We start from the raw sequence: 25,154 nt of genomic DNA, 5'->3' as shown, positions 1-25,154 counted from the left end.
TTAGCCGAGGCGAAGCACATCATTACCTTTGAGCTAATTCTGCGATGGAAATACGTCATTTCCGCTACTTCCTGGCCGTTGCCCGGCACCGCAACTTCACGCGGGCCGCCGAGCAACTGGATATTGCCCCACCCACCTTGAGCCGACAGATCCAGGATATGGAGCGCGCCCTGGGTACCCGCCTGTTTATCCGGCGTCAGCGGGATGTCAGCCTGACCGAGGCGGGCAGCGCGTTGCTGGGTGAAGCTGAAGCCACCGTGCGCCAGTTCGAGTTCGCCCAGCGCAATGCCCAGCGCGCCGGGCGTGGCGAGATCGGCCATATCGAGTTGGGCTATGTGGCGTCGGCGGTGTATTCCGGCGTGTTGCAACGCCAGGTGCAGGGGTTTTGTGCGGAGTTTGCCGATGTCAGCCTCAGCGTGCGGGAAAGCCCCATGGCCCTGTTGCCGGGGCTGGTGGCCGAAGGGCGCTACGACATTGGCTACATTCGCTCACCCATGACCCTGCCCGACGGCGTGGAGGCGCTACGCCTGGGCAGTGAGGGTTTTGTCCTGGCGCTGCCACAGGGCTCGTGGCTGCTGGGCTTGAAGGCGATCACCTGCGAGCATTTGCAGAACGAGACCTTCATCCTGCCCGAGCAAATCAGCGGCACCTTGCAGGTGGCCGCGCAAGGCGGGTATGCCCCGCGCCTGGGGCCGCAGCCGGGAGGCCTGGTGGCGGTGATTGCCCTGGTGTCCCTGGGGCAGGGCGTGGCGGTGGTGCCGGAGTCGGTGGTGGGGCATGTCAGCTTGCCGGGTGTGCACTACCGCACCCTCCAGGGCAGCGATGCGTCGTCGTGGCTGTCGCTGATCTACCGGCGCTTTGAAAAAGCCCCGGCGGTGGCGCGGTATATCCAGCACATCAAACACAACCCCACCCCGTAGCAACTGGTCCCTACCGGGTCAGGCGGGGCTGTATCGAGTCTGCCAGCTGCGTGAGGATCAGGCAGCAGGACACCGCCCCCGCATCCAGCACCCCCAGCGAGCGTTCGCCCAAACGGCTGGCCCGGCCGATCTTGGCCACCAGGTCCTTGGTCGAGTCGCGGCCCTGGGAGGCGGCGCTTTTCATCGCATCCAGGGCGTCGCTGAAGGACGCACCCGCCGCCTGCGCCTGCTCAAACGCCTCCACCGCCGGGATCAGGGTGTCCATCAGGCACTTATCGCCGACGCCGGCTTCGGTGATGTCCTGCAGGGAGGTGAGGCCGCCGCGCAGTAGATGGGCGAAGGTCGCGGCGTCGATGTTTTCGCTGCCGCGCACTTCATCGGCCATGCCGATAAACAGGCTGCCATACAGCGGGCCCATGGAACCGCCGATGCCTTCCATCAGGCTCAGGGTCAGTTCATCCAGGGCCTCGGCCAGGGTCAGTTGCCGGCCTTCGAGGGTGCGGCCGCAATGGGCGAAGCCCTTGGCCATGTTGATGCCGTGGTCGCCATCGCCAATCGCGCCATCGACTTCGCTGAGGTATTCACGGTTGGCGACGATCACGCTGACCAGGTCGGTGACAATCGCACTGCCGTCGTGGGTAGAAAAATGCTGGCTCATGGTCTATTCCGCCTGGGTCATGCCGATGGAGCGGCAAGGTTGGTCGATCAGGGTTTTCAGCTCGGCATCCAGGCCCAGCAGGGTCAGGGTCACGCCCATCATTTCCAGGGAAGTGAAGTAGTTGCCGACGTAGCAGCGATGGATCTTCAGGCCCTTGGCCTTGAGCTGGCTTTCGACTTCGGCGTAGAAGATGTACAGCTCCATCACCGGCGTCGCGCCCAGGCCCGAGACCAGCACCACCACGCTGTCATCCTGGCTGAAATCGCGGTCGGCGAGAATCGGTGCCAGCATGCGTTCAGCCATGGCCGCTGCAGACTCGATCGGGATCACCTCGATCCCGGGTTCGCCGTGGTGGCCGATCCCCAACTCCATCTGGCCGTCCGGGATCTGGAAGTTCGGCTTGCCCACCGCGGCAATGGTGCAGGGCGTCAGGCCGATGCCGATGGAGCGGCAGTGATCGACCGCCTTCTGTGCGACGCGGATCACTCCATCCAGGTCATAGTGCTGCGCGGCGGCGGCCCCGCCGATCTTCCACATGAAGATTTCCCCGGCGACCCCGCGGCGCTTGGCGATATCGGCCTTGGGTGCCGACGCCACGTCATCGTTGGCGACCACGGTGCGGATCTGCATGTCCTTGCTGGCGGCCATTTTCATCGCCAGCTTCACGTTCATATTGTCGCCGGCATAGTTGCCGTACAGACAGGCCACGCCGGCGCCGTGATCGGCGACACGAAACGCGTCGAAGAAACTCTTGGCGGTGGGCGACGAGAAAATTTCGCCGACGGCCACCGCGTCCACCAGGCCGGGGCCGACGTAGCCGAGAAACGCCGGCTCATGGCCGGAACCGCCGCCGGTGACGATGCCCACGCGGCCTGGGCCGGAGGGCTTGGCCTTGCTGATCACGCGGGGGTTGCTGTCGCATTGGCGCAGCTCGGGATGGGCGACCAGAATGCCGCGCAGCATGTCCTCGACCACTTGGTCCGGATCGTTGATGACTCGATTCATAACGCGGGTTCCTGTTCTTGTTGTCTTGGGCGCAGTCGTTCAAGTGTGGGAGCGGGCAGGCCCGCTTCCACATTTGGATATGTGTTGGGTTCAGGGCTCGAGCACGACCTTCAAGGACTTGTCCCCGCGCTCCATTACCGCAAACGCCTCCTTGAAATCCGCCAGCGCAAACTTGTGGGTCACCACGTCGCGCATGTCGATTTTGCGCTTGCCGATAAAGTCGATGGCCCGTGGGTACATGTACGGGCCCAGGTGCGAGCCGAGTACGTCCAGCTCCTTGCGGTCGCCGATGATCGACCAATCTACCGTGGCCTCGTCGTTGAACACGCTGAATTCGACGAAACGCCCCAGCTTGCGCAGCATCGCCAGGCCCTGGTTCACCGCTTTGTGGTGCCCGGTGGCTTCGATATAGATATCGCAGCCATAGCCGTCGGTGATTTCGCGGATTTTCGCCAGTACATCAACCTCGGCCGGGTTCCAGACTTCGTCGGCGCCCATGCGCAGGGCCAGTTCGGCGCGTTCGGGTTTCATGTCGAGCACGATCAGGCGTTTGGGGTTGCGCATGCGCACCGCGCCGATGATCCCCAGGCCGAGGGTGCCGGCGCCGGCCACGACCACCACATCGTCGAAATCCACATTGGCCCGTTCCGCCGCGTGCAGCGAGCAGGCCAGCGGCTCGATCAGGATCGCTTCGTCCGGCGCGATGGAGTCCGGCACCTGGTGGATGATGCCTTCCTTGGTGAAAATCATGTACTGGGCCATGGCGCCCTGTACGTTGTTCTGGAAGCCATAGAGGTCGTGCTTCTGGCACATCCAGTACTGGCCGTGGTTGCAGAAACGGCAGCCCCAGCAGGGCACGATCTGCTCGGAAATCACCCGGTCGCCGACCTTCACCCCGCGCTTTTCAGCGCCTGGGCCCAGGGCGACCACGCGGCACACAAACTCATGCCCGGGAATCATCGGCGGCTTGACGTAGCGCGGCTGCTCGGCGTCGCCCCAGAACGACGGCGCGCCGCGATAGGTCTTGATATCGCCCATGCAGATGCCGCACAGCTCGACCTTGGTCAGGATCTCGTCGGGGCCTGGCGTCGGTACATCGACGGTTTCCAGGCGATAGTCTTCCGGGCCATGGCAGACCACGGCCTGCATGGTCTTGGGGATCACTGGGTGGAGTTGTTCGGCGGTACGTTCGGTAGCGATGGACATGACAAACCTCACGACGAATAGAAGGATTACTGAATGCTGTAGCCGCCGTCGATCACCATATTGGCGCCGGTGATCATCTGGGCTGCGTCGCTGAGCAGGTACAACGCCAGCCCGGCGATTTCATCCGGCTGGGCAAAACGGCCCGCCGGGATCTGCAATTTGGCCCGTTCGCCCACTTCGCCGGCCCAGGCTTTCTTGCCCAGGGCGGTCTCGACGATGGTGGGGGAGATGGCATTTACATTAATGTGCGGCGCCCATTCCATGGCCAGGACCTTGGTCATGCCGACAATCGCGGCCTTGCTCGCGCAATAGGCCACATGCCGATCCAGGCCGATCACCGCCGCCTGGGACGCCAGGTTGACGATGCGCCCGCTGCCCTGGGCGAGCATGTGCCGGGCGCAGGCCTGGGCCACGAAAAAACTGGCCTTGAGGTTGATATCCAGGGTGATGTCCCAGGCGTTTTCGCTGACGTCGATGGCCTTGTCCAGCATCACCACGCCGGCGCTGTTGATCAGATAATCCAGACGTTTGAAGTGCGCGAACACGTAGTCGATGCTGCTCTGCACCTGATCGAGCTGGCGCAGGTCGACGGCCAGGCCAAGATGCCCGGCGCCGAGGCTGGCGGCTATTTCCACCACGGCCGGATCGCGGTCGAGCAGCGCCACGCGCGCGCCACGCTCCACCAGCAGGCTGGCACATGCCAGACCAATCCCCGCAGCCCCACCGGTGATCACGGCGCAGCGGCCGCTGAGGTCGAAGGCTTGGTTCCAGAATCCAGACATTGGTTTAACTCCATTCTCAAAAACAGTGGAGATCGGATGTGGGAGCTGGCTTGCCTGTGATGGGGGCATCTCGGTCTGTCAGGGATGCCGAGGTGAGGCAATCGCAAGCAAGCCAGCTTCCACATTGACCGCGTTGCTATTTAGTGCCGCTGACCTGCTGGTACAGCGCATCCGCATTGGCATTGGTGACCGGCACCCACGGCAGGATGTAGTTCTTCGCGGTGCCGTCGGCCCATTTCACGTCCTTGGCATAGCGCTCCCAAATCACCGACTTGGGCTTGTAGTCTTCGCCCGCCAGTTGCCGCAGGGCTACGTCCAGTGCGCCCTGGGACTGGGCCTGGGCGTCTTGCAGGAAGGTGGTGACTTCGTCTCGTTTCGCCGCCTGGATGGCGTCGGGCATGCCGTCGATGGAGGTGACAGGCACTTCCTTGGAGGTCAGGCCATGGGACTTGAGGGCCTGCACGGCGCCGAGGGCCATGTCGTCGTTTTGCGCGATCACCCCGTTGATGCCCTTGGGGTGGGCGTTCAGCCAGTCTTCAGTCAGGGTCAGGGCCTGGGCGCGGTCCCAGTTGGCAGTCTTCTTCTCGATGATCTTGATCCCGGGGTGTTTGCCCAGCACTTCCAGCTCGCCTTTTTCCCGGTCGATCTGCGCCGACTGGCCAATCGGGCCCTGGATGATCACCACATTGCCCTTGCCCTGGAGTTTGTCGACCATGGCCTGGGCCTGCAGGCGACCACCCTCGACATCGTCGTTGCCCACGTACGGCACGCTGGCGTCGGCGACCTTGGTGTTGGAGGCGATCACTACCACATCGTTGGACATTGCCTGCTTCACCGTGCCGACACCGGCCTTGGTGTCGATGGGCACGAAGAGGATCGCGTCGTAGCGCTGGGTGACCATGTTTTCGATCTGGTTGTTCTGGGTCAGTGCGTCATAGTTGCCGTCGAAGACGGTCAACTGCACGGTGCCATCCTTGACCGCCGGATGCTCCTTCAGCTCGCGCACCCAGTTCTGCATGAACTGGCCCTTGAGCCCGTATACGGCGGCGCCGATTTTGTAGGTCTTGCCATCGGCGGCCAGGGTGATGCTGCTGGCGAGCAGGGAGAGGGCCGCCACGGCGGCAAACGATGTAGCGAATTTCATAATGAGAACCCCGTTTATTGTTGTGGTCGTTCAGTTCGGTTCAGAGCAAAAGCGACTAGCGTTTTTTCTTGCGCCACACGTCAATCAACACCGCGAGTACGATGATCAAGCCCTTGGCGACCTGCTGGTAATAGGAGGACACGCCAAGCAGGTTCAGGCCGTTGTTGATCACCCCGATCAGCAGGGCGCCGAACAGCGTGCCGACGATGGTGCCGACGCCGCCGGACAGGCTGGTGCCGCCGATCACCACGGCGGCAATCGCATCCAGCTCATAGGACATACCGGCCTGGGGCAGGGCGGAGGTGGTGCGTGCGGACAGCACTACGCCCGCCAGGCCGGCGAGCAAGCCCGAGACCACGTACACCGAGAACGTCACCTTGCGCACACCGATCCCCGAGGTGCGTGCGCTTTTTTCGTTGCCGCCCACCGCGTACACATAGCGCCCGTAGGTGGTGTAGCGCAGCACCATCCAGAAGATCAGCGCGACCACCGCAAAGATAATGACCGGTATGCCAATCGGCCCGAGCTTGCCAATGCCCAGGGCCAGGTAGGCGTCCGGCAGGTCGGTGACCGGGCTGCCATCGTTGAGGATAAAGGTCATGCCCCGGGCCACACTCAGCATGCCCAGCGTGGCAACAAAAGGCGGGATCGACAGATTGGCCACCATGAAGCCGTTGACCATCCCCAGCATCGCTCCGGCGAACATCCCGGCACTGACGGCGGCGAGCAGTCCGTAGCCCTGGGTCGCGACCAGGGCGCTGCACAGCCCGGCGAAGGCGAGGATCGAACCTACCGACAGGTCGATGCCCTTGGTCAGGATCACGTAGGTCATGCCCACCGCCAGGATGCCGTTGATCGAGGTCTGGCGCAGGATGTCCATCCAGTTGCGCCAGGTCATGAAGTATTCGCTGGAAAACGCCATGACCACGCACAGCAGGATAAACACCAGTGGCAGGCCAAAGCGGTCGAGGGAAAGGCGCAGGCGGCTGCGCGCAGGGGTGGTCAGTGGCGTGGCAAGGGTTTTGGCATTCATGAGGCAAGACTCAACAAGGCTTCCTGGGAAAGGGCGGTGTCGCTGCTGATAGTCACCAGCCGGCCGCCCTTGAAGACCGCGATACGGTCGCTCAGGTGCAGCAGTTCCGGAGCTTCGGACGACACCACGATGGCCGCGCCACCGGCGCGCACGAACTGGTCGAGCAAGTGATAGATCTCCTGCTTGGCACCTTCGTCGATGCCCCGGGTCGGCTCATCGCACAGCAGGCACACCGGTTGGGTCGACAGGCATTTGGCGAGCACTACCTTTTGCTGGTTGCCGCCGCTCATGGACGCCACTGGCAGGTCGAGGGAGGTGGTCTTGATCTGCAGGCGCTTGACCATGTCCTCGGCCAGTTGGGTTTCCTTGCGCGCATTGATCAACGACCAACTCGACAGTTGCTTGTACGCCGACAGCGCGATGTTCGAGAGGATGCTGGAGCTGAGTACCAGGCCGCTTTCCTTGCGGTCTTCGGTGACCAGGGACATGCCGGCGCGGATGGTCGCCTTGGGCAGGCCGATGGGCATCGGCTTGCCTTGCAGGGTGACGCTGCCGGCGTCCGGGGTGGTCAGGCCGTAGATGCAGTTGAGGAACTCGCTGCGCCCCGAGCCCATCAGCCCGTAGATGCCGAGGATTTCGCCCTGGCGCACTTGCAGGCTGATGTCCTGGAACTCGCCGCTGCGGCTCAGACCCTGGACGTCCAGGCAGCAGTCGGCGGCGCTTTCGCGGCCGACCTTGTGGTCGATGCGCGTCAATTCCTGGCCGACGATGCCGCGCACCAGGTGGGCGCGGTCGATATCGGCCATGCGCCCGCTTTCGACGAAGGCGCCATCGCGGAAGATGCTGTAGTCGTCGGCTATCTGCGCAAGCTCGCTGAGGCGATGGGACACATACACGATCCCGGCGCCACGGGCGGTGAGGCGGCGGATGGCTTTGAACAGGGTTTCGGCTTCGCGCTCGCCGATGGCGGACGTGGGCTCGTCCATGATCATCACCTGGCAGTCATGGCTGAACGCCTTGGCGATCTCCACCAGTTGGATCTGCGCCACGCTCAGGCGATGCATGGGCGCGCTGGCGTCGACCTCGAACTCCAGGCTTTCCAGGAGCTCGCGGGTGCGCCGGTGCAGTTCCTTGCTGTCGACGATGCAGCCGGCGCGCCGTGGTTCGCGGCCCAGCCAGATGTTTTCGGCGACGCTCATGTAGGGGATCGGTTCCAGCTCCTGGGTGATCATCGCGACCCCCGCCGCCAGCGCTTCGCTGGGACGATTGAAATGTACGGGAGCGCCATTGAGCAGGATGTTGCCGGCATCACGTTGGGTAATGCCCATCAAGATACTGAGGAAGGTGGATTTGCCCGCGCCATTGCCGCCGCACAGGGCGTGCACGCTACCGGCCCGCAGCGAGAGGCGGCCGTCACGCAGGGCAGGGATGCCGGCGTAGGCCTTGGCGACGTGTTCAGCCTGGAGCAGTAATGGCGTGGCCATCGGCGTGTCCTCGTGCTGTGAATTCTTATTAGGTACACAGTCGTGTTGCTGCGTGATCATATGTGTACCAAATGAAATTCTGATCAGTCAATCTCTTTCACTGGAAACTTGTAATCGCCGGCAATTTCTTAATGTTTGGCGTTTTAGAGGGGTTTGACTGGAAGGTCAGTTAAAACGTGCTTGACAGTTGCGAGGGAATATCCGAGAAATGCCTGATCGAAATTTCACTGAGTGATCATATGATCAGTCTTAAGTTTCACCACGGCAGCGGAGCCTAATGCCATGAACACACCTTTCCCGGTGGCTATCGGATGTGACGAAGCGGGTTTTGAGCTCAAGGAGCTGTTGAAGCGCCATATCGAGGCGCTGGGGTATCCGGTGACCGACTTTGGCACCCATTCCACGGCGCCGGTGCTGTACCCGGATATTGCGCTGGCGGTGGCCACGGCCATCAACGGCGGGCAGCAGCGCCTGGGAGTGCTGGTGTGTGGCACGGGCATCGGCATGGCCATCTCGGCCAATAAAGTCTTGGGTATTCGCGCGGCTCAGGCCCATGACACCTATTCGGCGGAGCGGGCGCGCAAGAGCAACGATGCGCAGATCCTGTCCATCGGTGCGCGGGTGGTGGGGGCGGAGCTGGCCAAGAGCATCGTCACCGCGTTTCTGGCCTCGGAGTTCGAGGCGGCGCGTTCCGGGGCCAAGGTCGAGCGCATCAACGCCATTGAGCGTGATGGGCATCAGTAGTGGACGTAGCGGGGCAAGAGTCGGGAGAATGCGCCTTTGACGCCGAAACGGAAGCCCGTCCCCATGAGTGACAGTACCCTGCGCACCGCCAGCGATATCGATCTGATGACCGAAGTGGCGATGCTCTATTACCTTGAGAACGTCACTCAGGAAGCCATCGCCAAGCGCTTTGACCTATCCCGGGCCAAAGTCAGCCGGCTGCTCAAGCGTGCGCGCGATGAAGGGATAGTCGAGGTGCGGGTGCTGCAGCATCCGGCGATGAACAACGAATTGGAACAGGCGTTGGTGGAGCGCTTCCAGCTGGACCGTGCGTTGATCGCGGTCGATCACAGTGACGCCGACACCCAGCGCTCCGCCGTGGCCAGCCTGGTGGCCAACTACCTGAACAAGACCCTGGGCGACGGCATGATTGTCGCTGTGGGCATGGGGCGCAATGTGGGGGCGGTGGCCGATAACGTGTTTTTGCCGGTGACGCGCAACTGCACATTTGTCTGCGCCATTGGCGGTTCGCTCAAGGCTGGCGAATACATGAACCCCGACCATATCTGCCGACGCCTGGCCCTGCGTTTTGGCGGCGAGAGCGAAAGCCTGTACGCCCCGGCGCTGGTGGCCAACCCGGAACTGCGCAGCGTGTTGATCAGCAACGACACCGTACGCTCCACCCTCGACCGCGCACGGCGCGCCGATATGGCGCTGATCGGCATCGGCGACATGAGCGAGAACAGCAATATGGTGCGCATGGGCTGGTTCTCACCCCAGGAAATCGCCCAGGCGCGCTTGTCCGGCACGGTGGGTGACATGATGGGTTACGACTTTATCGACATTCATGGCCAGCCGGCGGTCAACGCCATCCAGGGGCGAGTGATCGGCTTGACGGTGCAGGAGTTGTTCCGCATTCCCGATGTGGTGGCGATTGCCAGTGAAAACACCAAGGCGGCGGCGACCCTGGGGGCGTTGCGCTCGGGGGTGATCAATACGCTGGCGACCACGGTAACCAATGCCCACACCATCCTGGCGCTGGACGACGCTACCCGCAAAACCTGACCTGTCGCCTCTCAAAATATGGGCACTGGCGTGTGTGGGGGGGCTGGCTTGTGTGGGAGCTGGCTTGCCTGCGATGCAGACACCTCGGTGTATCAGTTAGATCGAGGCGATGCTATCGCAGGCAAGCCAGCTCCCACACAAGCCACCACGCAAGACCACGGCACAGGCTTTCGAGGGGCGGCTTTTACAGATCTTGTAATGGTTTTAAATTGTAGGGAATTTGTATTTTCCATGTAGGATTAACGTCCTTTTCTCACTGCAGGATTTGCATGAACACCCTCTCGGAGCCCCCCAGTCGTCTTTCTCCAAGACCGCTACTGCCGACGTTCCCGCTGAAACATCCTCTATTTAGGCTGCTAACCTTTTCCCGGTCATCGGACCGCGTCTTGTTGTGCCCGGCATTCTGAAAATCAATAAAGAGACAGAGACTTCTATATGGAATGGTTAGCGGATCCAACGGCCTGGCTCGGCCTGTTGACCTTGATTGTGTTGGAACTGGTACTGGGTATCGACAACCTGGTGTTTATCGCGATCCTGGCGGACAAGCTGCCACCGGAGCAGCGTGACCGTGCGCGGTTGATCGGCCTGTCCCTGGCGCTGATCATGCGCCTGGGCCTGTTGGCGAGTATTTCCTGGTTGGTGACCTTGACCCAGCCGTTGTTCGAGGTGTTCGACAAGAGCTTCTCCGGACGTGACCTGATCATGCTGTTTGGTGGTGTGTTCCTGTTGTTCAAGGCCACCATGGAGTTGCATGAGCGGCTCGAAGGGCATGTCACCGAGCGCACCGGCAATGCCGCCTACGCGATGTTCTGGCCGATTGTGGCGCAGATCGTGGTGCTGGACGCTGTGTTCTCCCTCGACGCGGTGATTACTGCGGTCGGCATGGTTGACGAGCTGGCGGTGATGATGATCGCGGTAATCGTGTCCATCGGCGTAATGATCGTGGCCAGCAAGCCGCTGACTCGCTTCGTCAATGCGCACCCGACGGTGATCATGCTGTGCCTGGGCTTCTTGATGATGATCGGTTTCGCCCTGACCGCCGAAGGTCTGGGCTTCCACATTCCGAAAGGCTACCTGTACGCGGCCATCGGCTTCTCGATCCTGATCGAGGTGTTCAACCAGATCGCCCGGGCGCGCCGCAAGAAGTCGGCGCAAGGCCTGCGGCCGATCCGTGAGCGCACTGCCCATGCGGTGATGCGTCTGCTGGGCGGTCGCAGCCTGGCGGTGGAAGAAGTGGGTGAGGACGTTACGGACCTGTTGGGCGACTCGCAGGACCATCAAGGCCCGCTGTTCGACCGTCGCGAACGGATCATGATCAGTGGTGTGCTGCAACTGGCCGAGCGGCCGATCCGCACCTTGATGACCCCGCGGGCGAATGTCGACTACATCGACTTGGCCGACGACCCTGAGACGATCCGCCTGAAGCTGATGCACTCGTCCTACTCGCGCTTGCCGTTGATCCGTAACGGCGCGGTGGATGAGCCCCTGGGCTTCGTGCATAAGAAGGAGTTGCTCAAGGAGTACCTGGCCGGCAATGAGCCGAACCTGGAACACCTGGCGCGGCGGGCGATCAACCTGCTGGACAGCTTCTCGATCCTCAACGCCCTGGAGCAGATGCGCCAGGAGTCGACGCACATCGCCTTTGTGATCAACGAGTTTGGCGATTTCATGGGGGTGTTGAGCATGACCGACATTCTTGAGTCCATCGCCGGTGAGTTGCCCGATGCCAGTGAAGTCGAAGGCCCGGACATCGTCGAAGAGCAGGGCGGTTATCGCGCCAATGGTGCGTTGAACCTGAACCTGATTCGCCAGCGCACCGGGTTCAAGGCCGTGGCCACCGAGGATTACCAGACCCTCGCCGGCCTGGTCATGAGCCTGTTGGATCGCCTGCCAGTGGTCGGTGACAGCCTGGAATACGAAGGCTGGCGCCTGACCGTGGCGGCGGTGGAGGAGCGGCGGGTGACGCAGGTACTGCTGATCCCTGTCGCGCTGGGTTAACGGGGCTTTGCCCGTTTGGTCGGCACACCCCGGGTGTGCCGCTCGAAGGTTCTTTTCAGGGTCTGCTCCTGGGTCTCCCAGGGGCCGAACCCCTTGAGCTTCTCTACCAGCCTGCCGTTTTTCAAGATCAGCAGCGTCGGCGTGCCGGTCACCTCGGGATGCCGTGGGGTCTGGCTGGTGTCCAGTACATAAAGCGCCGCCTGGCGTCGATAGCGACCGGCCACTTTGCTGAACAGTGGCTTGGCCGCGCCGCACGCCGGGCACTGGGGCGATACAAACAGCATAAACACCGTGCGGGGCGTCTGCAGCGCACGTCTATACGCCTGCGCGTCGTCGATCACCGTGTTGATCAGTCCCATGACAGTCTCCTTGTAGGCACTTGGCCAAACCCTAAGTCGGGTGGGCCGGACGGTCTACTGTGAGAATTCACAGGTAACGCACCCAAATGGGATGGACCGCAACGGATTGTGGCGCACGGTAGCAGTGTGTCTGCCGGCGCTGGCGGCGCGGTGGTTCGTCGGTGCCTGCTTATCTCTCTGATTTAAAAACACTTGCACGCTTCAATAGGCTTCTGCTGCTGGCTGTGGCACACTTTCTGCTGTCTATTCCGTTGTTACATACCTAGTTCCGGTATAGCGGAATACACAACTTCTGGAGTGCTTGCCATGCATCGCCGACCTTCCGTGTTTAAAGCCTGTGTTTTTCTCTTCGCCGCATCGGCTTGCCTCGCCAGCCAAGTGCAGGCGGACAGCAAGCTCGATGAGGTGCTCAAACGTGGGCATCTGCTCGTCGGTACAGGCAGTACCAATGCGCCGTGGCACTTCCAGGGAGCGGATGGCAAGTTGCAGGGGTTTGATATTGATATCGGGCGCATCGTCGCCAAAGGCCTGTTCAACGACCCGAGCAAGGTCGAGTTTGTGGTGCAGTCGTCCGATGCGCGGATTCCCAACCTGTTGACCAACAAAGTCGACATGAGCTGCCAGTTCATCACCGTCACCGCCAGCCGTGCGCAGCAGGTGGCGTTCACCCTGCCGTACTACCGCGAAGGTGTGGGCCTGCTGTTGCCGGCCAACAGCAAATACCAGCAAATCGAAGACCTGCAGGCAGCGGGGGATGACGTCACTGTGGCGGTGCTGCAAAACGTCTACGCCGAAGAGCTGGTGCACCAGGCGCTGCCCAAGGCCAAGGTGGATCAATACGACAGCGTCGACCTGATGTACCAGGCGGTGAACTCCGGGCGTGCCGACGCGGCGGCCACCGACCAGTCCTCGGTCAAGTACCTGATGGTGCAGAACCCCGGCCGCTACCGCAGCCCGAGCTACGCCTGGAGCCCGCAAACCTATGCGTGCGCGGTCAAGCGTGGCGATCAGGACTGGCTGAACTTCGTCAACACCGCCCTGCACGAGGCGATGACCGGCGTCGAGTTTCCGACCTATGCAGCCTCGTTCAAGCAGTGGTTTGGCGTTGATCTGCCGACCCCGGCGATTGGTTTTCCGGTGGAATTCAAATGATTGTTGAGCGCGGGGCGTCGCAGCGGGCGCCCCAATCAAGGTAGTGCCGACCATGAACTATCAGCTGAATTTTGCCGCAGTCTGGCGCGATTTCGACACCCTGCTGGCGGGCCTCGGCCTGGGCCTGCAACTGGCCTTGCTGTCGATTGCCATCGGCTGCGTGATCGGCCTGTTGATGGCCTTTGCCATGCTGTCCAGGCACCGTGCGCTGCGGATTCTGGCCTCGGTGTATGTGACGGTGGTGCGCAACACGCCGATCCTGGTGCTGATCCTGTTGATCTACTTTGCCTTGCCCAGCCTGGGCATCCGCCTGGACAAGATCCCCTCGTTCATCATCACCCTGTCGTTGTACGCCGGGGCCTACTTGACCGAAGTGTTCCGTGCCGGCTTGTTGAATATTCCCAAGGGCCTGCGCGAAGCCGGCCTGGCGATTGGCCTGGGGGAGTGGCAGATCCGCGCCTACATCACGGTGCCGGTGATGCTGCGCAACGTGCTGCCGGCGCTGTCGAACAACTTTATCTCACTGTTCAAGGACACCTCTCTGGCGGCGGCGATTGCCGTGCCGGAGCTGACCTATTACGCCCGTAAGATCAACGTCGAAAGCTACCGGGTGATTGAAACCTGGCTGGTGACGACCGCGCTCTACGTGGCGGCCTGCTACCTCATCGCCATGCTGCTGCGTTACCTGGAGCAGCGCCTGGCGATTCGTCGATAAGAGGGGTTTTCCATGTATTGGCTGCATGAGTTGTGGATCGCCCGGGCAACCCTGTGGGCAGGGTTCCAGACCAGCGTGTATTGCTCGGTGCTGGCGATTATCTTCGGCACCCTGATCGGCATCGTCGCCGGGTTGGTGCTGACCTACGGCAAGTTCTGGATGCGCGCGCCGTTTCGTCTGTACGTTGACCTGATCCGTGGCACCCCGGTGTTTGTGCTGGTACTGGCCTGCTTCTACATGGCCCCGGCGCTGGGTTGGCAGATCAGTGCGTTCCAGGCCGGTGCCCTGGGCCTCACGCTGTTTTGCGGCTCTCATGTCGCCGAGATTGTGCGCGGTGCGTTGCAAGCCATTCCCCGTGGGCAACTGGAAGCGGGCAAGGCCATTGGCCTGACCTTCTATCAGTCCCTGGGCTATGTATTACTGCCCCAGGCACTGCGGCAGATTTTGCCGACCTGGGTCAATTCCTCCACCGAGATCGTCAAGGCCTCGACCCTGCTGTCGGTGATTGGTGTTGCCGAGTTGCTGTTGAGCACCCAGCAAGTGATCGCCCGGACCTTTATGACCCTGGAGTTCTACCTGTTTGCCGGCTTTCTGTTCTTTGTCATCAACTACGCCATCGAGTTATTCGGGCGCTACATTGAAAAGCGGGTGGCCTTGCCATGAATCAACCATTGCTCAACATCAGCGGCCTGCGCAAGCAATACGGTGCGGTGGAAGTCCTCAAGGGCGTTGACCTGTCGCTGCAGCGCGGCAACGTGGTGACCTTGATCGGCTCCAGCGGCTCGGGCAAGACCACGCTACTGCGCTGCGTCAACCTGCTGGAAGAGTTCCAGGGCGGGCAGATCACCCTCGACGGCGAGTCCATTGGCTATGCCGATGTTGCCGGCAAACGCGTGCGCCACCCGGAAAAACTCATTGCCCAACACCGCGCCATGACTGGCATGGCGTTCCAGCAATTCAACCTGTTCCCCCATCTGACGGCGTTGCAGAACATCACCCTGGGCCTGCTCAAGGTCAAGCATATGGGCAAGGACGAGGCGGTAGCCCTCGCGGAAAAATGGCTGGAGCGCGTCGGCCTGCTGGAACGGCGCAACCACTTCCCCGGTCAGTTGTCCGGCGGCCAGCAACAGCGGGTGGCGATTGCCCGGGCGATTGCAATGAACCCCAGCCTGATGCTGTTCGACGAAGTGACCTCAGCGCTGGACCCGGAGTTGGTCGGCGAGGTGCTCAGTGTGATCAAGGGCCTGGCGCAAGAGGGCATGACCATGTTGCTGGTGACCCACGAAATGCGTTTTGCCTACGAGGTTTCGGACAACATCGTGTTTATGAACCAGGGGCGGATTGAAGAGCAGGGCCCGCCCAAAGCGGTCTTTGAGCGCCCGCAATCGCCACGCCTGGCGGAATTTCTGAAAAATATTCGTTTTTAATCAAGGAGCAACTTTATGAGCATTACTCGTTACGGCGCCGGCAGCACTGCCGGCGGTGGCCAACCCCGCCCATTTGCCCGTGCAGTGGAGGCTGATGGCTGGTTGTACGTGTCGGGCCAGGTGCCGGCGGTGGATGGCGAGATTATCAACGGCGGGATTGTCGAGCAGACCCACCAGACCATGAAGAACGTGGTGGCGATCCTTGAAGAGGCCGGCTACGGGCTTGAAGACGTGGTCCGGGTCGGCGTATGGCTGGAAGACCCGCGGGATTTCTGGAGTTTCAACAAAGTCTTCGGCGAATACTTCACCCCCGAACACGCCCCGGCGCGGGCCTGTGTGCAGGCGAATATGATGGTCGATTGCAAGGTTGAGATTGATTGCGTGGCCTACAAGAAAAAAGGCTAAATGCCCGATCTCAAGACCACTAAAAATTCAATGTGAGAGTGAATTCGGGGGGGAGCGGGCTTGCTCGCGAAAACGGTGTATCAGTGCCAGATTTGTTGGCTGACACGCCGCTTTCGCGAGCAAGCCCGCTCCCACACAAAGCGACTCTTACATGGACCTCTTACGCTGATGAAGACCGCCATGACCGAAGACACCATCAAGCGCCGCGCAAAAGGCCTGGACCGAGCGTTCGATATCCTCGATTTTCTCAAGGAAGTCGGCCAGCCCCTGCGCCCCAATGATATTGCCAGTGGCATTGGCAGCCCCAAGTCCACGGTCTATGAACTGGTCGCCTCCCTGCTGGAGCGGCGGATTCTCGAAACCGTGGGCAAGGACGGTCACGTGTACCTGGGGCGCCAGCTGTACTTCCTCGGCCAGGCCCACTTGCGCCATTTCGACCTGACCCGCGAGGCCGATCACGCCTTGCAGGAGATCGTCAGCCAAACCCACGAGACGGCGCAGATGTGCCTGCTCAACGGGCGCAAGTACACGGTGGCGCTGATGCGCGAGGGCGAGCGGCACTTCCGGATTTCTTCGGATATCGGTGAAAATGCGCCCATCCCCTGGACTGCGTCCGGGCGCCTGTTGCTGGGGCATTTGAGCGACCAGCAGATCATCGACCTGATCGACCACGACGACTTTATCCTGCCGGACGGCCAGCGTTTACCCCTGGACACCTTCCTCGCGCAGATCCGCCAGGCCAGCGTCGATGGCTTTTTTTCCTTCGACAGTGTTGCCGACACCTTTACCCATTGCTTTGCGGCCCCGGTGCGTGACGCCCAGGGCGTCGCCATTGCGACCCTGTGCATCGTCGCCCCACGGGCCGACGCCAAGAACAATTACGACGACTACCGCCGGGTGCTGATCGAAAGCGCCAATAACCTGGCCCGTCGCATCAATGAATAGCGAAACGGAGTAACCCCATGTCTGCCTTCAATGCCGTTGAAAAAGGCGCCGCCGCCAGCGGTGCCCACCTGGTACGCGACGTCAGCCTGCCCGCCCTGGTGCTGCACCGCGCGGCCCTGGAACACAACATCCGCTGGATGCAGGACTTTGTCAGCAACAGCGGCGCGCAACTGGCGCCCCATGGCAAGACCAGCATGATGCCGGCGCTGTTTCAGCGTCAGTTGGCACAAGGCGCCTGGGGCATCACCCTGGCTACCGCAGTGCAGACCCGCGCGGCCTATGCCGGTGGCGTGCGCCGGGTATTGATGGCCAACCAACTGGTGGGCGCGCCGAACATGGCGCTGATCGCCGAGCTGCTGGCTGACCCCGAGTTTGACTTCCATTGCCTGGTCGATCACCCGGACAACGTCGCTGACCTGGGCGCATTCTTCGCCGCCCGTGGCCTGCGCCTGAACGTGATGATCGAATACGGCGTGGTCGGCGGCCGCTGCGGTTGCCGCAGCGAGCAAGAGGTGCTGGACCTGGCGCGGGCAATCAAGGCCCAGCCGGCCCTGGCCCTTACCGGGATCGAAGGTTATGAAGGGGTGATCCACGGCGAGCATGCCATCAGCGGTATCCGCGAGTTTGCCGCGTCCCTGGTGCGCCTGGCGGTGGATATGCAGAACAGCGGGGCCTTTGACCTGGGCAAGCCGATCATCACCGCGTCGGGTTCGGCCTGGTATGACCTGATCGCCGAGTCTTTCGCCGCGCAAAACGCCGAAGGGCGCTTCCTCAGCGTGCTGCGCCCCGGCAGCTATGTGGCCCACGACCACGGCATCTACAAGGAGGCGCAATGCTGCGTGCTGGACCGGCGCAGCGACCTCACGGAGGGCCTGCGCCCGGCCCTGGAAGTCTGGGCCCATGTGCAGTCGTTGCCGCAGCCGGGGTTTGCAGTGATCGCCCTGGGCAAGCGCGACGTGGCCTACGACGCCGGCCTGCCGGTGCCCCTCAAACGCTACAAGGCCGGGGTGCTGCCGGCGGTGGGCGATGACGTGAGTGCCTGCAAGGTCACGGCGGTGATGGACCAGCACGCCTTCATGAGCGTGGCGGCGGGGGTTGAACTGCGTATTGGCGACATCATCTCGTTTGGCACCTCGCACCCGTGCCTGACCTTTGATAAGTGGCAGGTGGGGTGTTTGGTGGATGAGCAGTTGCAGGTGATCGAGACATTGCACACCTGTTTCTAGACCGCGTCGCGGCCATCCCAGGCAAGCCAGTTCCCACATTGGGATTTGTGAACACATTCCAATGTGGGAGCTGGCTGGCCTGGGATGAGGCCCCAAAACCCAGCCGAGAATCCAAATATGACCCCACACCCGCGCATCGCCCTGATCGGCGAATGCATGATCGAACTGCAACACCGCGCCGACGGCAGCCTGCAACAGAGCTTCGGTGGCGACACCCTGAACACCGCCGTCTACCTGCGCCGTGAACTGGGGGCCAGCAGCACGGTGGATTACGTCACCGCCCTGGGCGATGACAGTTTCAGCGATGCCATGTGCCAGCAATGGGCCGCCGAAGGCCTTGGCCTGGACCAGGTCCAGCGCTTGCCGGGGCGCCTGCCGGGTTTGTATTGCATCCAGACCGATGCCCGCGGCGAGCGTAAATTTCTCTATTGGCGCAACGAAGCGGCGGTGCGCGATTGCTTCACCACGCCAGGGGCCGAGCCGGTCCTGGCGGCCTTGCCGTGTTATGACGTGCTGTATTTCAGCGGTATCACCCTGGCTGTATTGGGCGAAGTGGGGCGCGTGCGCCTGTTGGCCGCGTTGCTGGAAGCCCGCCAGCGTGGCGCCCGGGTGGTGTTCGACAACAACTACCGGCCGCGTCTGTGGGCCAGTGTCGAAGCCGCTCGTGAGGCCTATCAGCAGGTGTTGGCGCAGGTGGATATGGCCTTGCTCACCGAAGACGACGAGCGTGCCCTGTTTGGCTATGCCGACAGTGAGCAGGTGTTCGCCGCTTATCCAGGGATCGAGGAAGTGGTGCTCAAGCGCGGCGCGGATGACTGCCTGATTCGCCAGGGCGGGGAGCGTTTTGCGGTGCCGGCGCAGGTGGTCGAAAAGGTGGTGGACACCACGGCGGCGGGGGATTCGTTCAGCGCAGCGTATCTGGCCAGCCGGCTCAGGGGGGGGGCACCGCAAGAGGCGGCCTTGGCGGGGCATCGGTTGGCCAGCCGGGTGATCCAGATTCCGGGGGCGCTGATTCCCAGGGACTGATCGCTCCCACGCGGAGCGTGGGAACGATCAGGGTGCTCTAGTCGCGGTAGAACACCTGCACCAGGTGATACCCAAACTTGCTCTTGATCGGCCCATGCACCACCCGCAGCGGTTTCTTGAAAATCACCGCATCAATCACCCCGACCATCTGCCCAGGCCGCACTTCACCCAGATCGCCGCCGCGCTTGCCGGACGGGCAGGTGGAGAACTTCTTGGCCAGCACATCAAAGGCTTCGCCCTTGGCAATACGCTGCTTGAGTTGTTCGGCTTCTTCGCTGGTCTTGACCAGGATATGGCGGGCTTGGGCTTTCATCTGGCAGTTACCTTGCAACGGTCGGGCTTGAAGGCGCGGGATTATGCATCAACTTGGCCTTTGACGCCGATCATGCTGCGGATTTTCGTGGCCAACTGGTCAATGGAAAACGGCTTGGCCACCATGTCCATGCCGTCCTCCAGAAAACCCTGGCGCTCGGCGGCGGTCTCGGTGTATCCGGTCATGAACAGCACCTTGAGTGTCGGGCGGTGCTGGCGAGCGATTTCCGCCAGTTGTCGGCCGTTCATGCCGGGCAGGCCGACATCGGTCACCAGCAAGTCCACCCGCAGGTCAGACTCCAGCAGTGGCAGGGCTGCGCGTGCGTCGGCCGCCTGGTGGGCGGTGTAGCCCAATTCATCCAGCAGGTTGACCACCAGCATGCGCACCGCCGCATCGTCCTCGACCACCACCACGGCTTCGCCGTCTAGCGCCAGGGGGGCTTCCACGGGGACCTGCGGCGGGACTTTTTCCAGGGCGGTGCCATGCAGGCGCGGCAGGTACAGGCGCACGCAGGTGCCCCGGCCCGGTTCACTGTGGATCGTGACGTGGCCGCCCGATTGCTGGGCAAAACCATAGATCATCGACAACCCCAGGCCGGTGCCCTGGCCGATGGGCTTGGTGGTAAAGAAGGGGTCGAAGGCCTTGGCCAGGATTTTCGGGGTCATGCCGGCGCCGTTGTCGCACACGCCGAGCATCACGTAGTCGCCGGCCTTGACCGGCTCCAGGGTGGTGATGTCGGTGCCGTCGAGGTAGCTGTTGGCGGTCTCGATGCTCAGTAGCCCACCATCAGGCATGGCATCGCGGGCGTTGATCACCAGGTTGAGCAGGGCGTTTTCCAGTTGGCTGGCGTCGGTGTTTACCGGCCAGATATCGCTGCCCAGCTGCACCTTGAGTTCGATATGGGCGCCTTTGGTACGGCGGAACAGGTCTTCCAGGGACGCGACCAACTGGTTCGGGTCCAGGGGCCGGCGGTCCAGGGACTGGCGCCGGGAGAAGGCCAGCAGGCGATGGGTCAGGGCGGCGGCGCGATGGGCCGAGGACACGGCGGCGTCGGTGAAGCGGCCGATCTCATCGCTACGGCCGGCGGCGATGTAGCGCTGCATCAGGTCCAGGCTGCCGATGATCCCGGTGAGCATATTGTTGAAGTCATGGGCGATCCCACCGGTAAGCTGGCCGACCGCTTCCATTTTTTGCGCATGGCGCAGCGCGTCTTCGGCACGCTCGCGCTCGAACATTTCGTTTTGCAGGCGCTGGTTGGCTTCGGCCAGCGCCTGGGTACGCTGGGCCACGCGTTCTTCGAGGTTGTCGTTGAGGTGGCGCAGGGCTTCCTCGGTGAGTTTGCGCTCGGTCTCATCAATCACAAAGATGTAGAAACCATTGACCGAGCCATCGGCGCTGAAGCGTGGCAGGTACTTCATCAGCGCATGCCGGGGCCGGCCATCGCGATGGGGGGTGACGGTAATGAAACTGCAGGCCTTGCCCTTGAGGGCGGCGGCGATCTTATCGGCGCGCCCGGCATAGATCTCCGCGCCGATCACTTCGCGGATGGTCTTGCCATACAGCTCTTGCGGGGTCAGGCCATACCAGTCGAGGTAGGCGCTGTTGTTCAGGCGAAAGCGCTCTTCGTGATCGACATAACCGATCAGCACCGGCATCGCGTTGATGATCAACTGCAGCTCGGTCTGGCTCTGGCGCAGGGCTTGCTCGGTGTGCTTGCGTTCGGTCAGGTCCAGGGCCGCCCCGAGAAAACGCGCTGGTCGGCCGTGGTGATCCTTGTAGCAGCGGCCACGGGCAAACACCCAGCGCACCTGGCCGTCGGCCTGGAGCAGGCGATATTCCTCGGCGTACTCGGAGCCATGGCTGATGCAATGCTTGATGCTGCGGGCCACCATGCCACGGTCTTCCGGGTGCACGCCTTGCAGGTAATCACTGATGGGCAACTGCCGGGCTTTAGCCGGATCAACCCCATGCAGTTGGGCAAAATGGCTGTCGGCAATAAAGCGGTCTTCGCTGATATCCCAGTCCCAGGTGCCCACTGCATCGGTGGCGGCCAGGGCCAGTTGCAAGCGTTGCTCGGTATCGTGCTGGGCCTTGAGGCTGGCCTCGGAGCGTTGTTGCAGCTCCTGGGCGAGTTGCCGGCGCTCGTTGGTTTCAATCGCCGTGACCAGGACCCCGGCGACCTGGCCGCGTTCGTCGCGGATCGGGCTGTAGGTCAGGTCCAGCCAGATTTCCGTATCCCGGTGATTGCGCTGCAGGATAAAACGCTGCTCGCTGAAGGTGCGCACCTGGCCGGACAGTACGGCGCTGTAGATGGGGGCGGTGAAGTGTTGCATCTCCGGCCAGACCTGGTGGGTCGGCTGGCCGAAGGCCTGGGGGTGCTTGTTGCCGGCCAGCAGGGCGAAGCCATCGTTGTAGATCTGCGTGAGTTCGTCGCCCCACAGCAACAGCATCGGCATCGGTGAGTGGATGACGATATCGACTGCCGTGCGCAGGCTTTGTGGCCAATGGCTGGCATCACCGAGGGGGCTTGTGGCCCAGTCCAGCCGTGCGATCAGGGCCGCGGCCTGGCTGCCGGTGGGTGATCCGTTCATGTGTAAGTGTCCCGCGCGTAACGCTTGAAGAATGACAGAGGCCGATTATCCCGTGCTGCGGAAACGGCTGCCTACCCCTCGAAAAATAGCATGCTTGAGGGGTTTATCTTCAAATGAGTGTGTGGGCGCTGAAACCTTTCATCCTTTATACCAGCTCAGGGCGGTCGCGAAACTGCTCCAGGGCTTCGGGGTTGGCCAGGGCATCGGTGTTTTTCACCGGTTCGCCATGCACGACATTCCTTACCGCCAACTCGACGATCTTGCCGCTGATGGTGCGCGGGATGTCGCTGACACTCAGGATCTTCGCCGGCACATGGCGCGGCGTGGTGTTGGCGCGGATCACCTCGCGGATCTGCTGCTCAAGCGCGGCGTCCAGGTGTTCGCCGTCATTGAGGCGCACAAACAGCACCACGCGCACGTCGTCCTGCCAGCGTTGGCCGATGGCCAGGCTTTCCAGGACCTGGGGGACTTTTTCCACCTGGCGGTAGATTTCCGCCGTACCGATGCGCACGCCACCGGGGTTGAGCACCGCATCCGAACGGCCATGGATCAGCAGGCTGCCATTGGCGCGTTGCTCGGCATAATCGCCCTGGGCCCAGACGCCGGGGAACTGGCTGAAATACGAGGCGCGCAGTTTTTCCCCCTGTGGGTCATTCCACAGGCCAATGGGCATGGCCGGGAAGTGCCGGGTGCATACCAGTTCGCCTTTTTCGCCGACCAGCGCCCGGCCCTGGTCGTCCCACACTTCGATGGCCATCGCCAGGCTCTTGCACTGCATTTCGCCGCGCCGTACCGGCAGCACCGGGTTGCCGATGACAAAGCAGGAGACGATATCGGTACCGCCCGACATCGACGACAGGCACAGCTCCTGTTTGATGTCGCGGTACACGTAGTCGTAGCTCTGGGGCGACAGTGGCGAGCCGGTCGAGATCAGGCCCTTGAGGCTGCCCAGGTCATGGCTGCGACGCGGTTGCAGGCCGGCCTTTTCCAGGGTGGCGAGGAATTTCGGGCTGGTGCCGAACACGCTGATGCGCTCCTGGTCGACCAGGTCAATCAGGCGCTCCGGCCCCGGATGAAACGGCGAGCCGTCGTACAGCACTACCGTGGCACCGATGGCCAGGGCCGACACCAGCCAGTTCCACATCATCCAGCCGCAGGTGGTGTAGTAAAACAGGCAGTCGTCGCGTGACAGGTCGGCGTGCAGACCATGTTCCTTGAGGTGAGTCAGCAGCACGCCGCCGGTACCGTGGATGATGCATTTAGGCACGCCGGTGGTGCCGCTGGAGTAGAGGATGTACAGCGGATGGTCGAAGGGCACGGCGACAAACTGCGGTTCGCCGCCGGGGCGGTAGAAGTCATCCCACAGGGCGACGTTGGCCTGGGTCGGGTAATCCTCGACGCGCGCCTCGGGCCGGGCGTAGGGCACGATGATCAGGTGTTCCAGGGACGGCAGGCGGTCGAGGATTTCATTGAGCTTGGCGCTCTGGTCGATCAGCTTGCCGGCATAGCGATAACCGGCGCAGGTGATCAGCACCTTGGGCTCGATCTGGCCGAAGCGGTCGATCACCCCTTGGGTGCCGAAGTCCGGTGAGGAGCATGACCAGATCGCCCCTAGGCTGGTAGTGGCAAGCATGCCCACCAGGGTTTGCCAGGTATTGGGCATGCACGCCGCCACCCGATCACCCAGGCCCACGCCCGCCGCTTGCAGGCTCCGTTGCAGGCCGGCGACGTGGCGGGCCAGTTCGGCATAGCTCAGTTGTTCGCGCTGGCCGTCTTCGCCGATGGCGACCACGGCGGGGTGGTCATCGCGGCGGCGCAGCAGGTGCTCGGCAAAGTTTAGGGTGGCGCCGGGAAACCACTGGGCGCTGGGCATCGGCGTGCCTTCCACCAGCACGGTGCTGGGTGGCGTACGAAACTGCACGTCGAAGAACTCGACAATCGCCGCCCAGAAATCCGGGCGCTGGTCGATGCTCCATTGGTGCAGGGTGGGGTAATCGTTGATCTGCAAGGCGTGGCGATCATTGATAAAGCGCCGGAACTGGTCTATCCGGGTGGTGTGGATGCGTTCCGGGCTGGGTTGCCAGAGGATATCGGACATGGCGCACTCTCTTGTTCTTGTATGAAATCTGCCAGGCACCACACATCCAAACTGTGGGCGCAGGCTTGCCTGCGCCCACAGGGGATTTGCGGTGTTTGGGTTACTGGGCCAACCACCCACCATCAATATTCCACGCCGCGCCACGTACCTGGCTGCCGGCTTCGCTGCACAGGAACAGTACCAGTTCACCCAGTTGTGGTGGGGTGACGAACTCCAGGGAGGGCTGCTTCTCGGCCAGCAGATCATGCTGGGCCTGTTGCGGGTCTACGCCTGCGGCAATGCGATCGTCGATCTGCTTTTGCACCAGCGGGGTCAGGACCCAGCCGGGGCAGATGGCATTGCAGGTCACATTGCTGGTGGCGGTTTCCAGGCCGACCACTTTGGTCAGGCCGATCACCCCGTGCTTGGCTGCGACGTACGCGGCCTTGCCGACCGAGCCGACCTGGCCGTGTACCGAGGCGATATTGACGATCCGTCCCCAGCCCTTGGTCTTCATGCCCGGCAGGCTCAGGCGCGTGCTGTGGAACACCGACGACAGGTTGATCGCGATGATCGAGTCCCAGCGCTCCACCGGGAAGTCTTCCACTGCCGCCACATGCTGAATGCCGGCGTTGTTCACCAGGATGTCGATGCCGCCGAACTCGCGCTCGGCGTAGGCGACCATCTCGGCGATTTGCGCCGGGTCGCTGACATCCGCCGGGTGATGGCCGACTTTGCCGCCGAAGGCTTGCACCTGGGCGATCACCGCGCTGGCATCGCCGAACCCGTTGAGGATCAGATTGGCGCCGGCCTTGGCCAGGCTCAGGGCAATCCCCAGGCCGATGCCGCTGGTGGAGCCGGTGACCAGGGCGGTCTTGCCGTTCAATGTCGTCATGAAAA

The 25,154-nt window shown here is 62.4% G+C and carries 24 protein-coding genes; 12 read left to right on the top strand and 12 right to left on the bottom strand.

The window, feature by feature from the left end:
• Window positions 1-44 precede the first annotated feature (44 nt).
• Complete coding sequence (locus HBR93_RS19630; RefSeq protein WP_057959238.1) at window positions 45-920, top strand: LysR substrate-binding domain-containing protein; 876 nt, start codon at window positions 45-47, stop codon at window positions 918-920.
• A gap of 10 nt (window positions 921-930) precedes the next feature.
• Here the strand turns inward: HBR93_RS19630 and dhaL are convergent, their stop codons facing one another.
• From dhaL to HBR93_RS19595, 7 genes are all read right to left on the bottom strand, one after another.
• Window positions 931-1,578 carry a dihydroxyacetone kinase subunit DhaL gene (gene dhaL / locus HBR93_RS19625; protein WP_115128449.1) on the bottom strand — a complete coding sequence of 216 codons (648 nt, stop codon included), beginning with the start codon at window positions 1,576-1,578 and terminating at the stop codon, window positions 931-933.
• Between the two features lie 3 nt (window positions 1,579-1,581).
• On the bottom strand, window positions 1,582-2,583 hold the full coding sequence (locus tag HBR93_RS19620; RefSeq protein ID WP_057440830.1) for a dihydroxyacetone kinase subunit DhaK: 1,002 nt from the start codon (window positions 2,581-2,583) through the stop codon (window positions 1,582-1,584).
• A 90-nt stretch (window positions 2,584-2,673) separates the two neighbouring features.
• Complete coding sequence (locus HBR93_RS19615) at window positions 2,674-3,789, bottom strand: alcohol dehydrogenase catalytic domain-containing protein (protein ID WP_115128447.1); 1,116 nt, start codon at window positions 3,787-3,789, stop codon at window positions 2,674-2,676.
• Between the two features lie 26 nt (window positions 3,790-3,815).
• Window positions 3,816-4,571 (bottom strand): SDR family oxidoreductase, encoded by a 756-nt coding sequence (locus tag HBR93_RS19610; RefSeq protein ID WP_057440833.1) that lies wholly within the window; start codon window positions 4,569-4,571, stop codon window positions 3,816-3,818.
• A 136-nt stretch (window positions 4,572-4,707) separates the two neighbouring features.
• A complete protein-coding gene (locus tag HBR93_RS19605; protein ID WP_057959241.1) occupies window positions 4,708-5,715 on the bottom strand; it encodes a substrate-binding domain-containing protein in 1,008 nt (335 codons plus the stop codon).
• A gap of 55 nt (window positions 5,716-5,770) precedes the next feature.
• Window positions 5,771-6,748 (bottom strand): ABC transporter permease, encoded by a 978-nt coding sequence (locus HBR93_RS19600; RefSeq protein WP_115128444.1) that lies wholly within the window; start codon window positions 6,746-6,748, stop codon window positions 5,771-5,773.
• Window positions 6,745-8,232 (bottom strand): sugar ABC transporter ATP-binding protein, encoded by a 1,488-nt coding sequence (locus HBR93_RS19595; RefSeq protein WP_057444030.1) that lies wholly within the window; start codon window positions 8,230-8,232, stop codon window positions 6,745-6,747. The genes HBR93_RS19600 and HBR93_RS19595 overlap by 4 nt, the downstream gene beginning before the upstream one ends.
• A gap of 282 nt (window positions 8,233-8,514) precedes the next feature.
• On the opposite strand from HBR93_RS19595, the gene rpiB reads away from it, so the two are divergent.
• The 3 genes from rpiB (at window position 8,515) to HBR93_RS19580 (ending at window position 12,018) form a co-directional block, all read left to right on the top strand.
• On the top strand, window positions 8,515-8,976 hold the full coding sequence (rpiB, locus tag HBR93_RS19590; protein ID WP_057440839.1) for a ribose 5-phosphate isomerase B: 462 nt from the start codon (window positions 8,515-8,517) through the stop codon (window positions 8,974-8,976).
• A 63-nt stretch (window positions 8,977-9,039) separates the two neighbouring features.
• Window positions 9,040-10,020: a sugar-binding transcriptional regulator gene (locus tag HBR93_RS19585; RefSeq protein ID WP_029293725.1), complete on the top strand. Its 981-nt coding sequence runs from the start codon at window positions 9,040-9,042 to the stop codon at window positions 10,018-10,020.
• Window positions 10,021-10,455: 435 nt separating this feature from the next.
• Window positions 10,456-12,018, top strand: a complete 1,563-nt coding sequence (locus HBR93_RS19580; RefSeq protein ID WP_057959244.1) for a TerC family protein — start codon at window positions 10,456-10,458, stop codon at window positions 12,016-12,018.
• Here the strand turns inward: HBR93_RS19580 and HBR93_RS19575 are convergent.
• Window positions 12,015-12,377 carry a thioredoxin family protein gene (locus HBR93_RS19575; RefSeq protein WP_115128442.1) on the bottom strand — a complete coding sequence of 121 codons (363 nt, stop codon included), beginning with the start codon at window positions 12,375-12,377 and terminating at the stop codon, window positions 12,015-12,017. The genes HBR93_RS19580 and HBR93_RS19575 overlap by 4 nt on opposite strands.
• 306 nt (window positions 12,378-12,683) lie before the next feature.
• Between HBR93_RS19575 and HBR93_RS19570 the strand changes: the two genes are divergently transcribed.
• From HBR93_RS19570 to HBR93_RS19535, 8 genes are all read left to right on the top strand, one after another.
• On the top strand, window positions 12,684-13,529 hold the full coding sequence (locus HBR93_RS19570) for a transporter substrate-binding domain-containing protein (RefSeq protein WP_057440842.1): 846 nt from the start codon (window positions 12,684-12,686) through the stop codon (window positions 13,527-13,529).
• Window positions 13,530-13,581: 52 nt separating this feature from the next.
• On the top strand, window positions 13,582-14,244 hold the full coding sequence (locus tag HBR93_RS19565; RefSeq protein ID WP_057440843.1) for an amino acid ABC transporter permease: 663 nt from the start codon (window positions 13,582-13,584) through the stop codon (window positions 14,242-14,244).
• A 12-nt stretch (window positions 14,245-14,256) separates the two neighbouring features.
• Entirely contained in the window at window positions 14,257-14,907 is a 651-nt protein-coding gene (locus tag HBR93_RS19560) for an amino acid ABC transporter permease (RefSeq protein WP_057440845.1), read from the top strand.
• A complete protein-coding gene (locus HBR93_RS19555; protein ID WP_057440847.1) occupies window positions 14,904-15,671 on the top strand; it encodes an amino acid ABC transporter ATP-binding protein in 768 nt (255 codons plus the stop codon). The genes HBR93_RS19560 and HBR93_RS19555 overlap by 4 nt, the downstream gene beginning before the upstream one ends.
• A 15-nt stretch (window positions 15,672-15,686) precedes the next feature.
• Window positions 15,687-16,076, top strand: coding sequence for a RidA family protein (locus HBR93_RS19550; protein ID WP_057959246.1), 390 nt, complete (start codon window positions 15,687-15,689; stop codon window positions 16,074-16,076).
• Window positions 16,077-16,256: 180 nt separating this feature from the next.
• Entirely contained in the window at window positions 16,257-17,021 is a 765-nt protein-coding gene (locus HBR93_RS19545) for an IclR family transcriptional regulator (protein WP_169960916.1), read from the top strand.
• A gap of 17 nt (window positions 17,022-17,038) precedes the next feature.
• Complete coding sequence (locus tag HBR93_RS19540) at window positions 17,039-18,247, top strand: amino acid deaminase (RefSeq protein ID WP_169960889.1); 1,209 nt, start codon at window positions 17,039-17,041, stop codon at window positions 18,245-18,247.
• Window positions 18,248-18,364: 117 nt separating this feature from the next.
• Window positions 18,365-19,273, top strand: a complete 909-nt coding sequence (locus HBR93_RS19535; protein ID WP_169960888.1) for a sugar kinase — start codon at window positions 18,365-18,367, stop codon at window positions 19,271-19,273.
• A gap of 37 nt (window positions 19,274-19,310) precedes the next feature.
• Here HBR93_RS19535 and HBR93_RS19530 read toward each other — a convergent pair whose 3' ends face one another.
• The 4 genes from HBR93_RS19530 to HBR93_RS19515 form a co-directional block, all read right to left on the bottom strand.
• Complete coding sequence (locus HBR93_RS19530) at window positions 19,311-19,586, bottom strand: peptidylprolyl isomerase (RefSeq protein ID WP_029293742.1); 276 nt, start codon at window positions 19,584-19,586, stop codon at window positions 19,311-19,313.
• 41 nt (window positions 19,587-19,627) lie between these two features.
• Window positions 19,628-22,177: a PAS domain-containing protein gene (locus HBR93_RS19525; RefSeq protein ID WP_169960887.1), complete on the bottom strand. Its 2,550-nt coding sequence runs from the start codon at window positions 22,175-22,177 to the stop codon at window positions 19,628-19,630.
• Window positions 22,178-22,322: 145 nt separating this feature from the next.
• The gene (locus HBR93_RS19520) at window positions 22,323-24,275 is read right to left on the bottom strand and encodes an acetoacetate--CoA ligase (RefSeq protein WP_169960886.1); all 1,953 of its coding nucleotides are present in this window, start codon (window positions 24,273-24,275) and stop codon (window positions 22,323-22,325) included.
• A 100-nt stretch (window positions 24,276-24,375) separates the two neighbouring features.
• Window positions 24,376-25,149, bottom strand: a complete 774-nt coding sequence (locus HBR93_RS19515) for a 3-hydroxybutyrate dehydrogenase (RefSeq protein ID WP_057440854.1) — start codon at window positions 25,147-25,149, stop codon at window positions 24,376-24,378.
• Window positions 25,150-25,154: the final 5 nt, after the last annotated feature.

The sequence above is a fragment of the Pseudomonas sp. WS 5411 genome, assembly GCF_012985595.1.
GTDB lineage: Bacteria > Pseudomonadota > Gammaproteobacteria > Pseudomonadales > Pseudomonadaceae > Aquipseudomonas > Aquipseudomonas shahriarae.
This window is presented reverse-complemented; position numbering and strand designations above follow the sequence as displayed.

Bases quoted from the DNA above. Each gene is read 5' to 3' on its own strand.
- HBR93_RS19630 (WP_057959238.1), top strand. From the start codon at position 45: ATGGAAATACGTCATTTCCGCTACTTCCTGGCCGTTGCCCGGCACCGC.
- dhaL (WP_115128449.1), bottom strand. From the start codon at position 1,578: ATGAGCCAGCATTTTTCTACCCACGACGGCAGTGCGATTGTCACCGAC.
- HBR93_RS19620 (WP_057440830.1), bottom strand. From the start codon at position 2,583: ATGAATCGAGTCATCAACGATCCGGACCAAGTGGTCGAGGACATGCTG.
- HBR93_RS19615 (WP_115128447.1), bottom strand. From the start codon at position 3,789: ATGTCCATCGCTACCGAACGTACCGCCGAACAACTCCACCCAGTGATC.
- HBR93_RS19610 (WP_057440833.1), bottom strand. From the start codon at position 4,571: ATGTCTGGATTCTGGAACCAAGCCTTCGACCTCAGCGGCCGCTGCGCC.
- HBR93_RS19605 (WP_057959241.1), bottom strand. From the start codon at position 5,715: ATGAAATTCGCTACATCGTTTGCCGCCGTGGCGGCCCTCTCCCTGCTC.
- HBR93_RS19600 (WP_115128444.1), bottom strand. From the start codon at position 6,748: ATGAATGCCAAAACCCTTGCCACGCCACTGACCACCCCTGCGCGCAGC.
- HBR93_RS19595 (WP_057444030.1), bottom strand. From the start codon at position 8,232: ATGGCCACGCCATTACTGCTCCAGGCTGAACACGTCGCCAAGGCCTAC.
- rpiB (WP_057440839.1), top strand. From the start codon at position 8,515: ATGAACACACCTTTCCCGGTGGCTATCGGATGTGACGAAGCGGGTTTT.
- HBR93_RS19585 (WP_029293725.1), top strand. From the start codon at position 9,040: ATGAGTGACAGTACCCTGCGCACCGCCAGCGATATCGATCTGATGACC.
- HBR93_RS19580 (WP_057959244.1), top strand. From the start codon at position 10,456: ATGGAATGGTTAGCGGATCCAACGGCCTGGCTCGGCCTGTTGACCTTG.
- HBR93_RS19575 (WP_115128442.1), bottom strand. From the start codon at position 12,377: ATGGGACTGATCAACACGGTGATCGACGACGCGCAGGCGTATAGACGT.
- HBR93_RS19570 (WP_057440842.1), top strand. From the start codon at position 12,684: ATGCATCGCCGACCTTCCGTGTTTAAAGCCTGTGTTTTTCTCTTCGCC.
- HBR93_RS19565 (WP_057440843.1), top strand. From the start codon at position 13,582: ATGAACTATCAGCTGAATTTTGCCGCAGTCTGGCGCGATTTCGACACC.
- HBR93_RS19560 (WP_057440845.1), top strand. From the start codon at position 14,257: ATGTATTGGCTGCATGAGTTGTGGATCGCCCGGGCAACCCTGTGGGCA.
- HBR93_RS19555 (WP_057440847.1), top strand. From the start codon at position 14,904: ATGAATCAACCATTGCTCAACATCAGCGGCCTGCGCAAGCAATACGGT.
- HBR93_RS19550 (WP_057959246.1), top strand. From the start codon at position 15,687: ATGAGCATTACTCGTTACGGCGCCGGCAGCACTGCCGGCGGTGGCCAA.
- HBR93_RS19545 (WP_169960916.1), top strand. From the start codon at position 16,257: ATGACCGAAGACACCATCAAGCGCCGCGCAAAAGGCCTGGACCGAGCG.
- HBR93_RS19540 (WP_169960889.1), top strand. From the start codon at position 17,039: ATGTCTGCCTTCAATGCCGTTGAAAAAGGCGCCGCCGCCAGCGGTGCC.
- HBR93_RS19535 (WP_169960888.1), top strand. From the start codon at position 18,365: ATGACCCCACACCCGCGCATCGCCCTGATCGGCGAATGCATGATCGAA.
- HBR93_RS19530 (WP_029293742.1), bottom strand. From the start codon at position 19,586: ATGAAAGCCCAAGCCCGCCATATCCTGGTCAAGACCAGCGAAGAAGCC.
- HBR93_RS19525 (WP_169960887.1), bottom strand. From the start codon at position 22,177: ATGAACGGATCACCCACCGGCAGCCAGGCCGCGGCCCTGATCGCACGG.
- HBR93_RS19520 (WP_169960886.1), bottom strand. From the start codon at position 24,275: ATGTCCGATATCCTCTGGCAACCCAGCCCGGAACGCATCCACACCACC.
- HBR93_RS19515 (WP_057440854.1), bottom strand. From the start codon at position 25,149: ATGACGACATTGAACGGCAAGACCGCCCTGGTCACCGGCTCCACCAGC.